An 18,986-nucleotide genomic window follows, 5' to 3' on the forward strand; every position below is an offset into this window, starting at 1 on the left:
AGGCGGGATGGGAGGAAAGTCCCAGTCTTGGTATCATGGATTCCAGAAGCGTAAAGACCTCCCATCATGTTGATTCTGACCGTGGTATAGACGGGAACAAGAAAATCAAAGGACGGAAAGAGCACATCATAGTCGATACGCTCGGCCTTCCGTTAGCCGTCGCAATCCATGAAGCCAGCCTGCATGACAGCAAGGGCGCCCCACAAGCCATAGAAAAACTCGCTTATAAATTTCCGCGCTTGGTTAAAATATTGGCGGATGGAGGCTACAGGGGAGATTTGGCTGATTGGGTCAAGAAGAAATTCGGATGGATATTGGAGCTCGTACTCAGACCGGACGAATGTCCGTCCAAATTTCAGGTACTGCCCAAACGCTGGATTGTGGAACGCTCTTTCTCATGGCTGGAAAACTTCAGAAGGCTGACCATCGATTACGAATTCCTTGCTGAAACCGCAGAAGCTATGGTACAGATTGCATTCATACAAATCATGCTTAACAAATTTATCGAATGAAATCAAAACAGCTTCTAAATGCCTCTCCCTCAACTGAACAACAGCATCACATTCAGCACCGAGACCACGATAGCGATGGTGTAGAGCACGAAGGTGCTCCAACGGGAATTGACGTACTGCCCCATTACACGGCGGGAGGAAGTAAGCCCTACTTGAAGAAAGACGGTGAAAGGAAGCTGCACGCTTAATGCCATTTGTGAGATAATCAGCCCTTGGAAGGGGTCGCTGATGAAGAAAATAATCAGCAAAGCGACTCCTAAAGAGAGCAAGATACCTACGCGGGAGTGTATATCCTTGATGTGATAAGACTCGCCGAACATACCGGCGAAGATAGAACCTGCTGCCATACCGCTGGTAACGGTAGACGAAAGCCCTGCCATCAATAATGCCAAAGCAAAAATAGTACCCGCCTGACTGCCCAATAAGGGGTCAAGCAAGGATTTGGCTTGTTGCAACTCCTCCACATGTATACCATTCGCAAAGAACGTAGAGGCAGCCAAGAGAATCATCGCACTATTTATCGCCCAACCTACACCCATTGAGAACAACGTATCGTAGAACTCATATTTCAGCAGACGGCGGATAGAACGCTCGTCTCCTTTATTATATTCGCGGCTCTGTACCACCTCCGAATGCAAGAAGAGGTTGTGCGGCATCACCACCGCACCTAATACACTCATAATAATAAGCAGGCTGCCTTCGGGAATGCTTGGCACCACCCATGAACGAGCCGCCAAATGCCAGTCGATATCTACCAAGAAGAGTTCGTAAAGGAAAGAAAGCCCGATGACGGACACAAAACCGATAATGGCACGCTCGATGCGTCTGTAGGAATTGGTGAATAACAAGATGATGACCAATACCGTTGTTATTAAAGCACCCCAAACGATAGGCATTCCCAACAACATCTGCAAGGCTATGGCTCCTCCCAATATCTCGGCAAGCGATGTGGAGATAGAGGCAAGTACCGCACTGCCCAATATAGGGCGAGACAACCAACGAGGCGCATACTTCTCGGCAGCCTCACTCAAACATAGACCGGTTACGATGCCCAGGTGTGCCACATTATGCTGGAGCACGATAAGCATCACCGTAGAGAGTGTAACTACCCATAACAGCGTATACCCGAATTCTGACCCTGCAGCAAAATTCGAAGCCCAATTGCCCGGGTCGATAAACCCTACCGTCACCAACAATCCGGGACCGATATATTTAAAGAAATCCAATCCACCTAAATACCGCTGGTGGTCTTTCCGTTTCAATTCGTTGAGTAATTTCTTTAGCATAATAGTATGTATTTGTTATTCACCACAAATTACACAGACTTTATTGATTATGAATAAATAATGGTGTATTATAGTGACTACATTTTTAATTATTTAAATCTGTGTCATCTGTGGTGTTCTTCATTCGTCTTCAAAAACAAAATCCAGCTTCAGTTGGTTCTCGTCCGTCTTCCGCTTCGGCTTCGGGAGCAAGAGGCGGCGCACGCCTTGTGGTCCCAATTCGTGGATGGTCTTTTCGGGCAGTTCGTGGCACGTGATGAAGTAACGCGCCTTCTTCATCACTGCCCCCATCTGCTTCAATTCGTAGAAACCAATGCGGGAGAAACGGCGAGACATCACAATCATCTTTGCCGACTTCACCCCGATGCCCGGCACACGGAGCAACATCTCATAATCAGCCGTCTGGATATTAACAGGAAAGAACTCGGGGTGCTTTAACGCCCATGCCAACTTAGGGTCTATCTCCATATCGAGGTCGGGTGAAGCATCGTCTACCAACTCGTCTACCGTAAACTGATAATACCGCAAGAGCCAATCTGCCTGATAGAGACGGTTCTCTCGCACCAGCGGAGGCTGTTTCAGGAGTGGCAGACGCTTATCGTAGGTATTGACCGCCACATATCCCGAATAATACACCCGCTTCATGGTGGGCTGGCGGTAAAGTGCCGAAGATACCCGGAGGATGTCCTTGTCCGTCTCGCTCGTAGCACCCACTATCATCTGCGTGCTCTGCCCTGCCGGCACGAAACGTGGTGCATGGCGGTGGCGCTTACGCTCTTCTGCACTCTCCAACACTCCTTGCTGGATATAGCGCATCGGCAGATAGACGCTTCGGTGGTCTTTCTCCGGAGCCAAAAGCTTCAGGTTCTTTTCGGTAGGGATTTCCAAGTTCACGCTCATACGGTCGGCATAAAGTCCGGCTTCGTGTACCAGTTCTTCACTCGCTCCGGGTATGCTTTTTAGGTGGATATATCCATTGAAACGGTGCTTCAGGCGGAGGTCTTTCGCTACCCTTACCAAGCGTTCCATGGTATAATCGGGATTACGCACTACGCCCGAACTCAAAAACAATCCCTCGATGTAGTTGCGCCGGTAGAACTCCATAGTCAAGTCGACCAGTTCGGTCACCGAAAGCGTGGCACGCGGAATGTCGTTGCTCACGCGGTTGATGCAATAGGCACAATCGTAGATGCAATAATTGGTCAGCATGATTTTCAGCAACGAGATGCACCGCCCGTCTTCGGCAAAGCTATGGCAGATGCCGATGCCGCCCACCGTATTGCCCACGCCTCCCTTCGTATTGCGGCGCACCGTGCCGCTCGATGCGCACGACACATCGTATTTCGCCGATTCGGCAAGCACTTTCAGTTTATGTAACACCTGTTCGTTCATCCGAAATCACCAATTATTTAGAATCATTTCAAATCCAAAGATACGGAGAGTTTCCGGTTTATGCAAACATTCTAAACTATCAACCGAAATATTTTGTACCTTTGCACCCGATTAAACTAAACAATACGATATGTGGTTATTATTAGCGTTCTGCTCGGCGGCGTTGCTGGGCTTTTATGATGTATTCAAAAAGAAATCACTCAACGGAAACGCAGTGCTTCCCGTACTGGCTCTGAACACGTTGTTCTCCAGCCTCATCTTTATCCCGTTTATCCTGATTTCCCGCTTTTATCCTTCGGCATTGCAAGACACCATTTTCTTCGTGCCCGAAACGGGTGGATGGGAAACCCATAAATACATCCTCCTGAAATCAGTCATAGTACTCTCATCTTGGACTTTCGGCTATTTCGGCATGAAACACTTGCCTTTGACTATCGTGGGACCAATAAACGCCACGCGACCCGTAATGACACTTGTGGGTGCACTGCTCGTCTTCGGCGAACGGCTGAACCTGTATCAATGGATTGGTGTGATGCTGGCAATAGTATCGTTTTTTATGTTAAGTCGTTCGGGAAAAAAGGAAGGAATCAATTTCGAACACAACCGTTGGGTATGGTTCGTGGTGCTGGCAGCTCTACTAGGCGCGGTAAGCGGACTATACGATAAATACCTAATGGGGATGTTCAATAATATGGTGGTGCAGGCATGGTATAACATCTACCAGCTTTTCATGATGGGAGGCATCCTGCTTTTCTTATGGCTTCCGAAGCGCAAAACCAGCACCCCTTTCCACTGGGACTGGTGTATCCCGCTGATTTCCATCTTCCTGTCGGCTGCAGACTTCGTATATTTCTATGCATTGGGAATGGACGAGTCTATGATTTCCATTGTATCAATGGTGCGTAGAGGCAGTGTAGTGGTATCGTTCCTCTTCGGTGCAATGTTGTTCCGCGAAAAGAACTTGCGAAGCAAAGCCATTGACCTCGCCTTAGTACTTATCGGTATGTTCTTCCTGTACTTAGGAAGCCGATAGGGTTCTTTAGTTAATAGTTAATAATGAATAACGGGAATATATCCACTCCTCGTTGTTCACTATTCATTATTAACTATTAACTATTCAAATCATGTGATTAGCCTTAAGCCATCGCCTGCCCCACGGAGTAAGGCACCATAACAAAAACACTACGCAAGGCAATCCGATAACGGACAAAACAAATATTGCTTCCATTATTTCTTCTCCTTTTTATTACTTAACAATAAACCAGACAATAACGTAAAACCAGCAACCAATATACCGATTCCATAAATCAAATACCTATTATCGCCCATATCCTTGAATAAAGAAGCGATAACAACGCCCGTTAATACATACTTGGATACATCAATCAAGTATCCTCCTAATTTCTCTTTCCACATTGCAAATATAGTTTATTCTTTTAAAACTAACAACGCATACTTACATGAATGTACATCTTTGTATAGAAAAAGAGGATACGAAAAAAAGGCAGTCACGCATGAAGCGCAACTGCCTCTAAAACAAGTACAATCTTTCTTTTACCTTATTCCTATGAAAACTACTTTATCATTAATTTTGCGCTAAATCTACCGCATAGTTGGCACGTTTGCCCGACGGATAAACACCCGTCATGAACAGTACCTGGTCGGGAGATTGGGAAGCGGCTTTCATCACTTCTTCCAAATCGTCTACGGTACGCAATTGTTCACCGTTCGCTTTCAGAATGATGAATCCCTTGCGGATACCACTATCAGCCATACGTCCGTCGCTCACACCCGTTACCTGTACGCCATAGCCCAAGTTCAACTGGCGTTTCAGTTCGGCAGGCACTTCACGGAAGGCTGCGCCCAGAATTTCCATGTCGGCTTTCTTCACTACCTTCGTATTGCCTTGGGCATTCTTCAACGTGATAGTAAATTCTTGGTCTTTTTTGTCACGGAAAACTTTCACTTTCACCTTATCACCCGGACGTTTCTTGGCAAGAATGCCTTGCAGGGCAGCCATTGTCTCTACTTTCTCTCCGTCTACGCCGATGATGACATCGTTTTCCTTCAAGATACCGGCAGCCGAACCTTCATCTTGTACTTCTATTACCTGAACACCGTATCCGATGCCTAATTCTTTCTGTTCCTTGCGCATTTCTTCAGGATATTCTTCCCGTCCCATGTCGCGTCCGGCAATGCCCAACAATGCGCGCTGCACGGTTCCATACTGTTTCAAGTCGGTCACCACTTTCGTCATGATACTAGTCGGAATGGCAAATCCGTAACCCGAATAAGTGCCTGTAGGAGAATAAAGCATGGCATTGATACCTACCAGTTCGCCGCGCGCGTTGACCAATGCGCCTCCACTGTTCCCTTTATTGATTGCTGCATCGGTCTGGATAAACGATTCTACGTCATTGGCTCGCAAACTACGTGCCTTGGCACTTACCACACCGGCGGTCACAGTAGAGCCTAAGTTGAAAGGATTACCTACGGCAAGCACCCATTCGCCTACCTTCAAGGCATCCGAATCGCCGACCGGAATAGCAGGGAAATCATCTCCTTCTATCTTGACCAAAGCCAAATCGGTGGAAGCGTCGGTTCCGATAACACGTCCTTTCATCTCACGTCCGTCATGCAATTTGACCGAAATTTCATCGGCATCGTCTATCACATGATTATTCGTCACGATATAGCCGTCTTTCGAAATAATTACGCCTGAGCCGAATCCACGTTGTTCGGGAGTCTGGACTTGCTGCTGGCGACCGCGACCGTCACCGAAAAAGAAATCGAAAATATCCGGTTGGGTCTGTATCATCTTCGTCTTACTGTGTTGCACCGCCATGATGTGTACCACCGAATTGAGTGAACTCTCTGCGGCTTGAGTCAAATCTACCGGCTGCATTTTAGATGCATCAAGTGCGGCAAACCTTGCCGGAGTAGCGGTTTTAAATTCATCATAAAAAGAAGCATTCTTTGTATCTTTAGATTGAAGAATGGCATACGAGGTTACTCCTGCCACACCTGCACTTACTGCTATCAATGCGATAGCTCCCAGTGCAAATTTAGTTGTTTTTTTCATAACTATAAATCGTTTAAATTGTTAATTTCAATACTTGTTTAACATTTCATCTGCTAAAGTAGAACAAAAATCATGCGGTTGTACTTCCTAAGGATTCTTTTTTTTCTCTTTTAACAAAGCTACTTGTCTGCTTAACCGCGCTTAACGGGGTAAACTGACAAATTTGCATTCATTATCAGTCACTTTTACAGGCATAAAAGATATTTCTTGCAAAAATGGCAGGAAGTACGTTTTTATTGTGTACCTTTGCATACAGAAAGCAGCCGGACGGTCTGTCGCTGGTATCTTTGATACAAGAGGAAAGTCCGGGCAACACAGAGCATCCTACTTCCTAACAGAAAGCTATCCGCAAGGGTAGAGTAATGCAGAAGAAAACAACCGCCTTTCCTACCCGGAGAGGTAAGGGTGAGAAGGCAGGGTAAGAGCCTACCAGCCGTATGGCGACATACGGGCTGTGCATCTTAGGAGTTGTAAGGTCATGTAAACCGGCATCATGAGGGTTGCTCGCCCAACGTCGGAGGGTAGACCGCTAGAGCTTTTTGGTGACAAAAGGCGTAGATAAATGACAGACACCTTTATCTAATAAAGGCACAGAACCCGGCTTATAGACCGGCTGCTTTTTTTAATGAAGAATTAAGAATGAAGAATATCCTACTAAGGCAACATTCAACCTCATTCCTAATTCTTCATTCTTAATTCTTCATTTCTTAAATTAAATGCTATGCAACTGCAATCTTGGCTTCAATTCTTAACAGACGGCATTTGGCGGATAACCGAAGATGAAGTAACGCCTGTCAGGAAACGTCTGTATTCGTGCGTGAAAATCATTTACCTTTCGGTAGACCAGTTCTTGAACGACCGCATTCCGGTGCGTGCCTCTGCCCTGACATACAGCACTCTATTATCTATCATCCCGATACTTGCCCTTTTGTTTGCGATAGCCCGCGGCTTCGGATTCGACGCATTAATGGAAGAACAAATCAAAAGCGGCGTAATGAGCCAACAAAGCGAACTGATCTTTTCGTGGGTCAATTCCTACTTACAACACGCACAGAGCGGCATCTTTATCGGTATCGGCCTGATTATGTTGCTGTTCACCATTCTGATGCTGATAGACAATATCGAGCGCAGCTTCAATGCCATTTGGCAAGTAAAACGTCCGCGCACGGTCTTCCGGCAAATAACCGATTATTTTTCGATGTTATTATTGCTCCCCTTATTGATTGTTATCTCCAGCGGTCTGACTATCTTCATGACCACGTATGTGAAAGATTTAGAGACTTTCCTTTTATTGGGACCAATGCTGAAATTCCTGATACGGCTTATCCCGTATGCCTTGACTTGGGGAATGTTTATCGGGCTATATGTATTCATGCCCAATACCAGCGTCAAACTAAAACATGCCTGGTTTCCGGGAATCCTGGCTGGAAGTGCTTTTCAGGCATTCCAATACTTCTATGTCAATAGCCAAATCTGGATTTCAAACTACAATGCCATTTACGGAAGCTTTGCAGCTATCCCGATGTTCTTGTTATGGACTCAAATTTCATGGACTATCTGCTTATTCGGAGCGCAAATGAGCTATATCAGCCAAAACCTTCCTTCATTCAGTTTCGGCAAAGAGACCGCTCGCATCAGCCGCAGATACCATGATTTTTTCTGCACCGTCATTCTCTCCGCTATTTGTAAACGATTTGAAGACGAACAAACACCTTATACTGCCGAAGAACTAAGCAAAGAACATAAAATCCCCATCCGGCTCACCAAAAACATCTTATACGAATTGACCGACATACGGTTATTGTACGAAACATTCAGCGATGATAAAGAAGGAAGCGTCCGTTACTTGCCCGGAATGGATATTAACCAACTGACGGTAGGCGTACTGATAGAAAAGCTGGATGAAGCCGGAGCAGAAAATTTCAAGATAGACAAAACGCAATACAGCGCTTCATGGCAAGCATTGATTGATGCCAAAGAGACTTACCTCTATCAAAACAATCAGGTACTGATAAAAGATTTGTAACAGATAAAACAAAGGTGCAAAAAGCGATTTCTACATAATAGAAAAGGGCGCGGAGCCAATACTTTTCTCCGCGACCTTTTCTATTATGTAAAACTCAACGAGCCTGAATTTCAACTTTTTTACATAGCAATCTGATTCTTGCAAGGCTTCATGATGAATGTAAATTCATAATCACCGTATGGCAAACGGTATTTCTCCAACGGAAGCGCTCCCCAGCTATTGACACATCCCAAGCCCATTTGAGCCTTATCAATGCAAAGGCTGGTCAAGTCTGCTTCTTCCAGTTCGCCTGAATGACGTTGGCACTTCTCCCAACCTTCATCCAAATCAGCAATGCGATAATGCAAAGCCGAAGCCGAGAAAGGAGCTTCCGAAATAAATGTCAGTCCGTTTCCAGCCGCATCTGCCATTGTCCACCAACGGATATCCGTCTTCGTTCCACTTTCTTGCGGACGGATATACGGATAATATTGGTCGCTCACTTGCTGGCGATAGATACCCAACGGAGTGCAATGATTACGGTCGGAATAATTTTCAATCGGTCCACGTCCGTAATAAGCGATTGTCTCAAAGCTCTTTGGCATAGTCAGGTTCATTCCGAAACGGAACATATCCGAAACCTTAGTGCCCGGAGTCGATTTCATAGATTGTACGACTTTTATTTCTCCTTCATTATTAATCAGATAAGTAAGCGAGAGGGTAGCCGAAACTTCTTTCATCTCATATTCCGCACTGATTTTAGCCATGCCGTTCTCTTGTGTTCCTTCCAATGAGGTCAAACGGATTGCAGGATTCTTCCATACGACATACTTCTGTTGCAGGTTTGCACCGAAATCATTATCCGTAGGAGCACGCCAGAAATTAGGAACAAGTGCTTCGCCTTCTTTAATGTAGTCTACTCCATTTACTTGATAAATAGACAAATAACCGGTACGTTTATTAAACTCGATAGTAAAGTTCTCGCCTTCTACTACCAAATAATTGTAGTTTTCCGTACGGATTTCCGGCTCAACCACATCCAGATTCGTTTCTTTTGCATTGGCAATTTCCAAAGCCGGAGCTTCATATTCCTTCAAAACCAATTGGTTAGAAGCAATCACATGACCTGCCGGAAGCAAGCCTTCCTGATTCTTCAATGCATAGTTCACATTCAGCAACCATTCGCCTTCTGTACCGATAGTTCCGTAATCCAGTTGGATTGTCTTCGTTTGTTGAGGAGCAACTTCAACCTGCTCAATAATTCCGGAACGAACTGCTTTACCGTCATGAAGCAATTCCCATTGCATACGGTATGCCGACAAATCGCGGAAGAAATACTCATTGAATACTTTCACCTGACCTTCGCCAGCCAATGATGTCCAAATATCCTGATAGAAATGTTTCACTTCGTATGCATGCGGGTTCGGAACACGGTCGGGACTGATCAACCCGTTATCGCAGAAGTTGATATCACTTGCATCGAAACGGTTGAAATCACCTCCGTATGCATAAATCATTTTACCGTTCTTTCCGGTCCAGCGGCAAGATTGGTCAACAAAGTCCCAAATAAATCCACCTTGGTATTTCGGATACTTGCGCACCAAATCCCAATATTCTTTGAAGCCGCCTTCCGAGTTACCCATGGCATGCGCATACTCGCACTGAATCAACGGTTTCTGCTTGCTATCGTCTTCGCAATAAGCAATACAGCCCTTGTAATCATAATACATCGGGCAGAACACATCGGTCTTTCCGTCTTGCCGTGCTTGTTCATATTGTACCGGACGGCTGGGGTCTTCTGCCTTTATCCAGTCGTATGCGGCTTCAAAGTTCGGTCCATAACCGGCTTCATTACCCAACGACCAGAAAATAATGCTGGGATGATTGAACGAACGTTGCACATTGCGTTGATTACGTTCCATGTGTGCCTTGGCATACGATTTGTTTTTCGCCAACGTCTCGTCACCATATCCCATACCGTGAGATTCAATATTCGCCTCTGCCACCATATAAATTCCATACCGGTCGCACAAGTCATACCAGAAAGCGTCATCTGGATAATGGCAAGTACGTACCGCATTGATATTGAGTTCCTTCATGCGCAATACGTCTTGAATCATCCGTTCGCGTGAGACATAATAACCGCCATCCGGATCCATTTCATGACGGTTCGCGCCCTTAAACAAGACCGGCTTGCCGTTTACCAAGATTTGCGCATTCTTCATTTCAATTTTACGGAAACCGACTTTGACCGGCACCACTTCCGTCACTTTGCTTCCCTCTTTCAGGCTTGCACGCAACGTATATAAATAAGGAGTCTCTGCCGTCCATTTATTCGGGTTTTCCACCTCGATTGTAGTACTTACTTTGCCCGAACCGCGCACTTCTTTGCTGGCTACCACCTGATTATCTGCATCTGTCAATTCCAATGACACCGAAGCGTTTCCTTTCAGGCTCAAATTTACCGCCAAAGTTCCGTTCTGATAGTTAGCATCCAAGTCAGGCGTAATGCGGATATCATCGATGCGTTTCTTATTGCGGGCATACAAATAGCAATGACGTGCTACACCTGTATAACGGAAAAAGTCTTGGTCTTCCAAATAAGAACCGTCACACCAACGGAATACTTGGAAAGCGATAAGATTCTTCTGTCCCGGCTTCAGATAACGGGTCAAGTCGAATTCAGCTTCCAATTTGCTATCCTCGCTATAACCTACGAATTTCCCGTTCACCCATATATACATATTCGAACTGACCGCACCGAAATGAGCGATAATGTCTTTTCCGCTCCACGAAGCAGGCACCGTTATTTCCTTCCGGTAAGAACCGACATGATTCTTTTCGGTCGGCACATACGGAGGATTGTTCTTATACTGATTGCGCCAAGGGAAACCGGTATTCACATAGATAGGGTCACCATATCCGTTCAATTCCCATACCCCGGGCACCTGCATATCATCCCAACCTTTATCATTGAAACCGACTTTCCAAAAATCGGTAGGACGCTGGTCGGCATTTGCCACCCAAAAGAATTTCCATGTGCCGTCCAGGCTCATAAAGTTCTGGGATTGTTCTTTTGCTCCCTCTGCAGCTTCTTCATTCTCGAATGCAAAAAAAGCCGCATGCATCGGAGCACGGTTGATTGCATTTACTTCTGGATCTTGCCATTCGCGAAAGGTCTGGGCATGACCGGCAAGAAAGAACCCGCCCAAAAGACTCAACCAAAATGCTTTTCTCATGCTTCTAAATTTAAGTTAATGAAATTATAGGTATTAAACAAAATCATTCACCAGCCAACTGCATCATCCGGCTCAAGTATTTCCCGATAATGTCAAATTCCAAATTTACCACACTTCCCACACGGAATGTATGGAAATTGGTATGCTCGAACGTATAAGGGATTATTGCCACCTGAAACGTGTCTTGCGTAGGATTGCATACCGTCAGACTGACCCCGTTTACCGTCACCGAGCCTTTATCTACCGTGAAATAGCCGCGTTTCGCCATATCCGGATGGAAATCATACTTAAACGTGAAATACCAACTTCCTTCCGCATCTTCTATAGCCACACACGTAGCGGTCTGGTCTACATGCCCTTGTACGATATGCCCGTCCAATCTGCCATTCATCATCATACTGCGCTCCACGTTTACTTCATCCCCTTCTTTTAACAAGCCGATATTCGACCGCTCAATCGTCTCTTTCATGGCGGTCACGGTATAAGTGTCCCCTTCGATACGGACCACCGTCAGGCATACACCGTTATGCGATACACTTTGGTCTACTTTCAATTCGCTTACAAACGAACAGGTCAAGGTGAGATGCAAATTCTCCTGCTCTTTTACCACCTTTACCACTTTCGCGCATTCTTCTACTATTCCTGAGAACATATTGTGTCAATCTTTAAGTTTATTAGTTTGTTACTTTTCCGGTATCGGCTTGCTCCAAACCGTCACCCCCTCAGAGTCTACCACCGAAATGGTTCCTCCGGCATACTCTTCTACATAACTGCTCCCCTTGGCTATCATATCTTCTGCCATGTGAATGGCTTTCTCTTCCGTTTTGATAGCAAATCCTTTATTGTCACTCGAATTCTTGTCCGAGAAATAAATGTCATACGTTTTCATTTCGTCCTATACTATTTTTAATGGATATGCAAATATATACAGGCTATAAATAGGAAACAAGAAAACAACAATTTTTATGTTCCGGAACAAGTATAAAAAAAAGAGACCGACAAAAAACCGACCTCTTCAGGAGCGGAAAACGAGACTCGAACTCGCGACCCCAACCTTGGCAAGGTTGTGCTCTACCAACTGAGCTATTTCCGCAATAAACCAAAATAACTAACGAGAGCGGAAAACGAGACTCGAACTCGCGACCCCAACCTTGGCAAGGTTGTGCTCTACCAACTGAGCTATTTCCGCATTTAGTGCCCAGAACAGGACTCGAACCTGCATGCCTCTCGACACACGCACCTGAAACGTGCGCGTCTACCATTCCGCCACCTGGGCTTCTGCATCGAGCGGAAAACGAGACTCGAACTCGCGACCCCAACCTTGGCAAGGTTGTGCTCTACCAACTGAGCTATTTCCGCAATATCGGGTGAAGAGAAGGAGACTCGAACTCCCACGACATAATGTCACTACCCCCTCAAAGTAGCGCGTCTACCAATTCCGCCATCTCTCCAACTATAAACAAATAAAAGAACGTGCCCAGAACAGGACTCGAACCTGCATGCCTCTCGACACACGCACCTGAAACGTGCGCGTCTACCATTCCGCCACCTGGGCTTCTGCGTTGAGCGGAAAACGAGACTCGAACTCGCGACCCCAACCTTGGCAAGGTTGTGCTCTACCAACTGAGCTATTTCCGCAACAAACATTCAAAGAACCGCAAAACATTTTTTCTGATTTTGCGGTTGCAAAGGTAATGCTTTTTCTTAAAAACCCAAACAAAGGAAACACTTTTTTTTCATAAAAAATATCCCTCGCCCCATTATATGACAAAAAGTCAGCTACATACAGACAAAAATGCATACGGCTTCATCGACTCACGAAGCCGTATGCATCACCCGATGAAGCAGGCTTCTTCTGCCTTCGAAGCCGTATGCATTAAAAAACCGACCCAGCTATCAACACATACGGTCACGATAATCCTCGTAACGGAACGTGCGATAAACCTCCAGTTCACCGTTGCTATGACACAAAGCGATAGAAGGATGCTGGATGCCGTTGAACATATTCGTTTTGACCATAGTATAATGAATCATGTCTTCGAATACAATCCGTTCGCCCACCTGCAAGGCATGGTCGAACTTCCAACTGCCCATATAATCCCCGCTCAAGCAACTATTCCCGCCCAACCGATAAACATGCTCTTCGGGCCGTGCCGCCTTGACCGCCTCAGCCGGAAGCGATTCCGCCCCACGTACCACAGGCTGGTAAGGCATTTCCAAGCAATCGGGCATGTGGCACGTGAAACTTACATCCAAAATCGCGGTACGGATACCTCGGCTCTCCACTACATCAACCACCGAAGCCACCAACGGTCCGGTCTGCCAAGCAAAAGCAGAACCCGGCTCCAGAATAATCTGCAAATGCGGATAACGTGCCCTTAACCCTTGCAACAAGCCTATCAGATGTTCCACGTCATAATCCTTACGGGTCATCAGATGCCCGCCTCCCAAGTTCAGCCATTTCAATTGAGGGAACCAACGGGCAAATTTCGCTTCAATATGCTCTAAAGTACGTGCCAACTCATACGAACTTGACTCACAATGGCAATGGCAATGAAAACCTTCAATGCCTTCGGGCAAATGCTCAGGCAAGACATCTGCCGTTACCCCGAAACGAGTTCCAGACGCACAAGGGTTATATAATTCCACTTCCACTTCCGAATACTCCGGATTGATGCGGATTCCACAAGATACCGGTTCGGAATATGCTTTCGCCTGCGGATAAAACCGCTCGAATTGCGACAGGGAATTGAACGTAATGTGATTGCTATATTTCAGAAACTCAGGGAAATTCTCATCGGTATAAGCAGGCGAATATGTATGCGCCTTACTTCCGAACTCTTCGAAAGCCAGCCGTGCCTCATACACCGAGCTAGCCGTCGTATGACGGATATACTCGCGGAATATCGGAAACGTTTTCCACATCGCAAATGCCTTGAAAGCAAGAATGATTTCCACTCCTGCCCGGTCTGCCACCGACTTTATCAAACTCAGGTTCTTCCTGAGCAAATCTTCTTCCATCACATAACAAGGAGAAGGAACTTTCGTTATATCTAACATCGTATGTGTTTTTTATCACCACAGATTACACAGATTTAATTAAGGGAAACAAAGATGCTGTCTCAAAATAGAAATTAGCTTTCATTTTGTCATCCTGAACGTAGTGAAGGATCTCGAATACACAAACTGATGTACACGAGATTCTTCGCTACGCTCAGAATGACATCACTTTTTGATAGGCAATTCTCGTTTTGAGACAGCCTCCACTATTAATTGATTGAAATCTGTGCAATCTGTGGAAAACATTATAATAAACATTATTCTATTACTTTAAATCTCGCGAACTTTAACAAGAGCTGCTTGGTTCCGGCATGTCGGAAACGGACCGTTGCCTTGCAATTATCACCCGTCCCTTCTACCTTTATTATCTCGCCTATGCCGAAACGCTCGTGCTCGATAGTCTGCCCTACTTCCACTCCTGTTCCAGCTTGAGAAGAAGGCTTTCCTTCCGAAACCGAAGAGAGGGATACTTTGCGCAACATGCGAGGCGGTTCGGGCTTGACAAAACGCGGAGCATCGGATATGACCCGCTTCGGGCTTGCAGGAATATTCTCTCCCAAAGGCAACTTCAAATAACGGGCATCAATATCCCGCAAGAAACGGCTGGGATTGCTGAACTCCATTTTCCCGTATTTAAACCGAGACTTAGCAAAAGACAAGAAACAATGCTCTTCGGCACGGGTTATCGCAACATAAAACAAACGGCGTTCCTCTTCCAACTGGCGATAAGACCCGGATGCCATCGGACTGGGAAACAAATTCTCTTCCAGCCCCACTACAAACACATTCTTGAACTCCAGCCCTTTTGCCGAATGGATAGTCATAAGCGTAATCCGCGCCCCTTCCCCTTCTTCGCTATCCAAATCGGTAAGCAAAGAAATCTCGGACAAATAATCGGAAAGGGAAACCCGCTCATTGCCTTCCTCTTCCCGGCTGGCACAAAAATCGTGCATACCATTGATTAATTCTTCTACGTTTTCTTGACGGCTCAGATTCTCCGGCGTACGGTCTCGATAGACCTCTGCAATAATCCCCGAACGGCGCACAATGTCCTGCCCCACCTCGTATGCATTCTTTTGCAACGCATCTTCCGCAAAACCGGCTATCAGGTCACGAAAGCCTTGCAACTTAGCGCATGTATTCTTCGCCAACGACAAACCATACGCAAGCGGTTCATTCAATACCGCCCAAAGGCTCACATTCGCCCGTGTGGCTGCATCAATGATTTTGTTTAAGGTCGTATCGCCAATACCACGTGCCGGGAAATTGATGATTCGCTTAAACGCTTCTTCGTCATTGGGGTTCACCACCAAACGGAAATAAGCCACGATATCCTTGATTTCTTTCCGCTGATAGAAAGAAAGGCCTCCATAAATACGGTACGGAAGTCCCCGTTTACGCAAAGCTTCCTCGAAGATACGGCTTTGCGCGTTCGTGCGATACAGAATCGCAAAATCATCATACCCGTATGCACCTCCAGCCGCTAATTTCACGATTTGATTGGCAACGATATCGCCCTCTTCCACATCGCTATACGCATTGAACACCGGTATAGGCTCGCCCTTGGCTTTTTCCGAAAAGACTTCCTTCCGAATCTGTTCGCTATTCTTGGCAATCAGGCTATTAGCAGCATTTACAATGGTTTGCGTAGACCGGTAATTCTGTTCCAACTTAAAGAGACGCGCCTCCTTATATTCTTTTGTAAACTTAAGAATATTGTCAATATTGGCACCACGGAACGAATAAATGCTTTGTGCGTCATCTCCTACGACACATACCCTCCGGTTCTTTTCGGTCAATTGCCAAACAATGCGATGCTGGGCGAAATTCGTATCTTGATACTCATCCACCAATACAAAGCGGAAACGGGAAGCATATTTCTCACGCACTTCCGGATATTTTTCGAAAAGCAGATACGTATATACTAACAAATCATCGAAATCCATCGCATCGCTCTGCTTACATCTCTCCCAATAACGGGTGTATATATCCCGCAAGGAAGGCACTTTCGCCTCTAAATCGCTTTGATAAAACTCGGCACTTGCCGCATACGCTTCGGGCAACACCAAATGATTCTTCGCATTGCTGATGCGGCTCTGCACCATTCCCGGACGATAAACCTTATCATCCAAATGCATTTCTTTGATAATCGCCTTAACTAAGCTTTTGGAATCTGCCGCATCGTACACGGTAAAATTAGGCGAGAAACCCAACAACGCCGCTTCGGTACGCAAGATACGTGAGAATATAGAATGGAACGTACCCATCCACAAATAACGTGCCCGGTCCATTCCAACCTGTTTGGCAATACGTTCTTTCATCTCACGTGCCGCCTTGTTGGTGAAAGTCAAGGCAAGAATGGACCAAGGTTCATAACCCTGGTCCAATAAATAAGCTATCTTATAAGTCAGCACACGTGTCTTCCCCGACCCTGCACCTGCTATCACAAGTGAAGGACCGTCAATATACAAGACCGCCTCGCGCTGGCTTTCGTTCAGTTCGTCCAAGAAATCCGCCATAGCTTCCAATTAGTTCTTAAAGCTATGTATCGGTGCCGGAATGCGTCCGCCACGGTTTACAAACGCCTCACAACTAAACCGGTTGACCGGCATAATCGGAGCATAACCCAACAAACCTCCGAATTCGACCGTATCTCCGATATTCTTTCCTTCTACCGGAATGATACGCACCGCTGTAGTCTTCTGGTTTACCATACCGATAGCCGACTCGTCCGCAATGATTCCGGCAATTGTTGTTGCTGGAGTATCGCCTGGAATGGCTATCATATCCAAACCTACCGAACATACGCAAGTCATCGCTTCTAACTTTTCGATGGTCAAAGCTCCGGCTTCTACCGCATCAATCATACCTTGGTCTTCACTTACCGGAATGAAAGCGCCGCTTAATCCTCCAACGTAAGATGATGCCATTACGCCTCCCTTCTTCACCTGATCATTCAGCAAAGCCAAGGCAGCCGTAGTTCCCGGTGCACCCGGATGTTCCAATCCGATTTCCTTTAAAATATCTGCCACGCTATCCCCGATTGCCGGTGTAGGCGCCAAAGACAAATCAATAATCCCGAACGGCACACCCAACCGGCGAGAAGCCTCTTGTGCCACTAATTGACCTACACGGGTAATCTTGAACGCCGTGCGCTTGATAGTCTCGCACAATACTTCAAAATTAGCGTCACGAATCTGTTCGAGTACATATTTCACTACACCCGGACCGCTTACGCCCACATTGATAATCGCATCGTCTTCCGAAACGCCATGGAAAGCTCCAGCCATAAACGGATTGTCATCCGGTGCATTACACAACACCACCAATTTGGCACATCCCAATGAATCACGGTCGGCGGTCATGCGTGCCGTCTCCTTAATAATATCTCCCATCAGACGTACCGCATCCATATTAATGCCTGTCTTGGTAGAACCGACATTGACCGAACTGCAAATCCGCTCTGTGCAAGCCAAAGCTTTCGGAATCGAACGAATCAGCAATTCATCACTCCGGGTCATGCCTTTCGATACAATAGCCGAATATCCTCCGATGAAATTCACGCCCAATTCTTCCGCAGCACGGTCCAATGTTTGAGCAATCTTGACATAATCATCAGGAGTTTGACAAGCCGCACCTCCCACCAACGAAATCGGTGTAATTGAGATACGTTTGTTCACGATAGGGATTCCATATTCTTGCGAAATGTCTTCTCCGGTCTTCACCAAGTCCTTGGCAAGGCGGGTTATTTTCTCATATATATTCCGGCAAAGAACATCCAGATTACTATTGGCACACTCCAACAGATTAATACCCATCGTAATGGTGCGCACATCCAGATTTTCTTTCTCTATCATTTTATTGGTTTCGAGAACCTCTGATATGTTTATCATAAACTAACTCCTTTTTAAATTCGATGCATTTTGTCGAAAATCTCTTCACGCTGGCATTTCACTTGAACACCCATCTCGTTTCCTACTTCTGCCAATTCCTTCGATATTTGTTCGAATGGTTTTTCGATGCGTGTCATATCCACAATCATCATCATATTGAAATATTCCTGTACGATGGTCTGTGATATATCCAAGATATTAATATTGTTCTCTGCCAGATACGAGCATACCTTTGCGATAATACCGACTGAATCTTTTCCTACTACCGTAATGATTGACTTATTCATAATCCTCTTTTTATTAAATTATACCGCGGCAAAGATAGGCAAATCTTAGCGAATATTTCCTTTCCTCGAACTTTTTTTGCCCAAATGCTTGCATATTCAAAAATAATGCGTACCTTTGCATCGCTTTTGAAAAACAAAAGCACTTGACAAAGAAGTTTGGAGAGGTGGCAGAGTGGTCGATTGCGGCGGTCTTGAAAACCGTTGTACCGCGAGGTACCCGGGGTTCGAAT

General features: G+C 45.8%; 15 protein-coding genes, 7 tRNA genes and 1 other RNA gene. 4 read left to right on the forward strand and 19 right to left on the reverse strand.

The window, feature by feature from the left end; all coding sequences use genetic code 11:
* Window positions 1–512: IS5 family transposase (locus tag B5F91_RS14035; protein ID WP_144025135.1), on the forward strand; the 512-nt coding region annotated here is incomplete at its 5' end.
* Window positions 513–541: 29 nt separating this feature from the next.
* Here B5F91_RS14035 and B5F91_RS14040 read toward each other — a convergent pair.
* Together B5F91_RS14040 and B5F91_RS14045 are read right to left on the reverse strand one after the other, a co-directional pair.
* A complete protein-coding gene (locus B5F91_RS14040) occupies window positions 542–1,798 on the reverse strand; it encodes an Nramp family divalent metal transporter (RefSeq protein ID WP_087429676.1) in 1,257 nt (418 codons plus the stop codon).
* Window positions 1,799–1,918: 120 nt separating this feature from the next.
* A complete protein-coding gene (locus B5F91_RS14045; protein ID WP_087429677.1) occupies window positions 1,919–3,190 on the reverse strand; it encodes a putative DNA modification/repair radical SAM protein in 1,272 nt (423 codons plus the stop codon).
* 130 nt (window positions 3,191–3,320) lie between these two features.
* Here B5F91_RS14045 and B5F91_RS14050 point away from each other — a divergent pair, with 130 nt between their 5' ends.
* A complete protein-coding gene (locus B5F91_RS14050) occupies window positions 3,321–4,223 on the forward strand; it encodes a DMT family transporter (protein WP_087429678.1) in 903 nt (300 codons plus the stop codon).
* A gap of 194 nt (window positions 4,224–4,417) precedes the next feature.
* On the opposite strand, the gene B5F91_RS14055 is transcribed toward B5F91_RS14050, so the two are convergent.
* Window positions 4,418–4,606: a DUF6722 family protein gene (locus tag B5F91_RS14055; RefSeq protein ID WP_087429679.1), complete on the reverse strand. Its 189-nt coding sequence runs from the start codon at window positions 4,604–4,606 to the stop codon at window positions 4,418–4,420.
* A gap of 169 nt (window positions 4,607–4,775) precedes the next feature.
* Window positions 4,776–6,272: a trypsin-like peptidase domain-containing protein gene (locus tag B5F91_RS14060; RefSeq protein ID WP_087429680.1), complete on the reverse strand. Its 1,497-nt coding sequence runs from the start codon at window positions 6,270–6,272 to the stop codon at window positions 4,776–4,778.
* 259 nt (window positions 6,273–6,531) lie between these two features.
* Between B5F91_RS14060 and rnpB the strand changes: the two genes are divergently transcribed.
* Both rnpB and B5F91_RS14070 read left to right on the forward strand, forming a co-directional pair.
* Window positions 6,532–6,893, forward strand: an RNA gene (rnpB, locus tag B5F91_RS14065) — RNase P RNA component class A.
* A 100-nt stretch (window positions 6,894–6,993) separates the two neighbouring features.
* Window positions 6,994–8,298: a YihY/virulence factor BrkB family protein gene (locus B5F91_RS14070; protein ID WP_087429681.1), complete on the forward strand. Its 1,305-nt coding sequence runs from the start codon at window positions 6,994–6,996 to the stop codon at window positions 8,296–8,298.
* A gap of 119 nt (window positions 8,299–8,417) precedes the next feature.
* Here B5F91_RS14070 and B5F91_RS14075 read toward each other — a convergent pair whose 3' ends face one another.
* The 15 genes from B5F91_RS14075 to B5F91_RS15330 all read right to left on the reverse strand — a co-directional run.
* Window positions 8,418–11,516, reverse strand: coding sequence for a glycoside hydrolase family 2 TIM barrel-domain containing protein (locus B5F91_RS14075; protein ID WP_087429682.1), 3,099 nt, complete (start codon window positions 11,514–11,516; stop codon window positions 8,418–8,420).
* 43 nt (window positions 11,517–11,559) lie between these two features.
* Window positions 11,560–12,168: a riboflavin synthase gene (locus B5F91_RS14080; RefSeq protein WP_087429683.1), complete on the reverse strand. Its 609-nt coding sequence runs from the start codon at window positions 12,166–12,168 to the stop codon at window positions 11,560–11,562.
* Window positions 12,169–12,198: 30 nt separating this feature from the next.
* Window positions 12,199–12,405 (reverse strand): hypothetical protein, encoded by a 207-nt coding sequence (locus B5F91_RS14085; RefSeq protein ID WP_087429684.1) that lies wholly within the window; start codon window positions 12,403–12,405, stop codon window positions 12,199–12,201.
* A gap of 131 nt (window positions 12,406–12,536) precedes the next feature.
* A tRNA-Gly gene (locus tag B5F91_RS14090) sits at window positions 12,537–12,609 on the reverse strand.
* Between the two features lie 23 nt (window positions 12,610–12,632).
* Window positions 12,633–12,705, reverse strand: a tRNA-Gly gene (locus B5F91_RS14095).
* Window positions 12,706–12,711: 6 nt separating this feature from the next.
* Window positions 12,712–12,792: transfer RNA gene (locus tag B5F91_RS14100), tRNA-Leu, on the reverse strand.
* Window positions 12,793–12,802: 10 nt separating this feature from the next.
* Window positions 12,803–12,875, reverse strand: a tRNA-Gly gene (locus tag B5F91_RS14105).
* 9 nt (window positions 12,876–12,884) lie between these two features.
* Window positions 12,885–12,967 (reverse strand) — tRNA-Leu (locus B5F91_RS14110).
* A gap of 23 nt (window positions 12,968–12,990) precedes the next feature.
* Window positions 12,991–13,071 (reverse strand) — tRNA-Leu (locus tag B5F91_RS14115).
* Between the two features lie 10 nt (window positions 13,072–13,081).
* Window positions 13,082–13,154: transfer RNA gene (locus B5F91_RS14120), tRNA-Gly, on the reverse strand.
* A 258-nt stretch (window positions 13,155–13,412) separates the two neighbouring features.
* The gene (nspC, locus tag B5F91_RS14125) at window positions 13,413–14,576 is read right to left on the reverse strand and encodes a carboxynorspermidine decarboxylase (RefSeq protein WP_087429685.1); all 1,164 of its coding nucleotides are present in this window, start codon (window positions 14,574–14,576) and stop codon (window positions 13,413–13,415) included.
* A 257-nt stretch (window positions 14,577–14,833) separates the two neighbouring features.
* Window positions 14,834–17,095, reverse strand: coding sequence for a UvrD-helicase domain-containing protein (locus B5F91_RS14130; protein ID WP_087429688.1), 2,262 nt, complete (start codon window positions 17,093–17,095; stop codon window positions 14,834–14,836).
* Window positions 17,096–17,104: 9 nt separating this feature from the next.
* Window positions 17,105–18,469 carry a PFL family protein gene (locus B5F91_RS14135; protein ID WP_087429686.1) on the reverse strand — a complete coding sequence of 455 codons (1,365 nt, stop codon included), beginning with the start codon at window positions 18,467–18,469 and terminating at the stop codon, window positions 17,105–17,107.
* Window positions 18,470–18,483: 14 nt separating this feature from the next.
* Window positions 18,484–18,756: an ACT domain-containing protein gene (locus tag B5F91_RS14140; RefSeq protein ID WP_087429687.1), complete on the reverse strand. Its 273-nt coding sequence runs from the start codon at window positions 18,754–18,756 to the stop codon at window positions 18,484–18,486.
* A gap of 13 nt (window positions 18,757–18,769) precedes the next feature.
* The coding region (locus B5F91_RS15330; protein WP_204244702.1) for a hypothetical protein at window positions 18,770–18,986 on the reverse strand (217 nt) is incomplete at its 5' end.

It is taken from the genome of Bacteroides sp. An322, assembly GCF_002161765.1.
Taxonomy (GTDB): domain Bacteria; phylum Bacteroidota; class Bacteroidia; order Bacteroidales; family Bacteroidaceae; genus Phocaeicola; species Phocaeicola merdavium.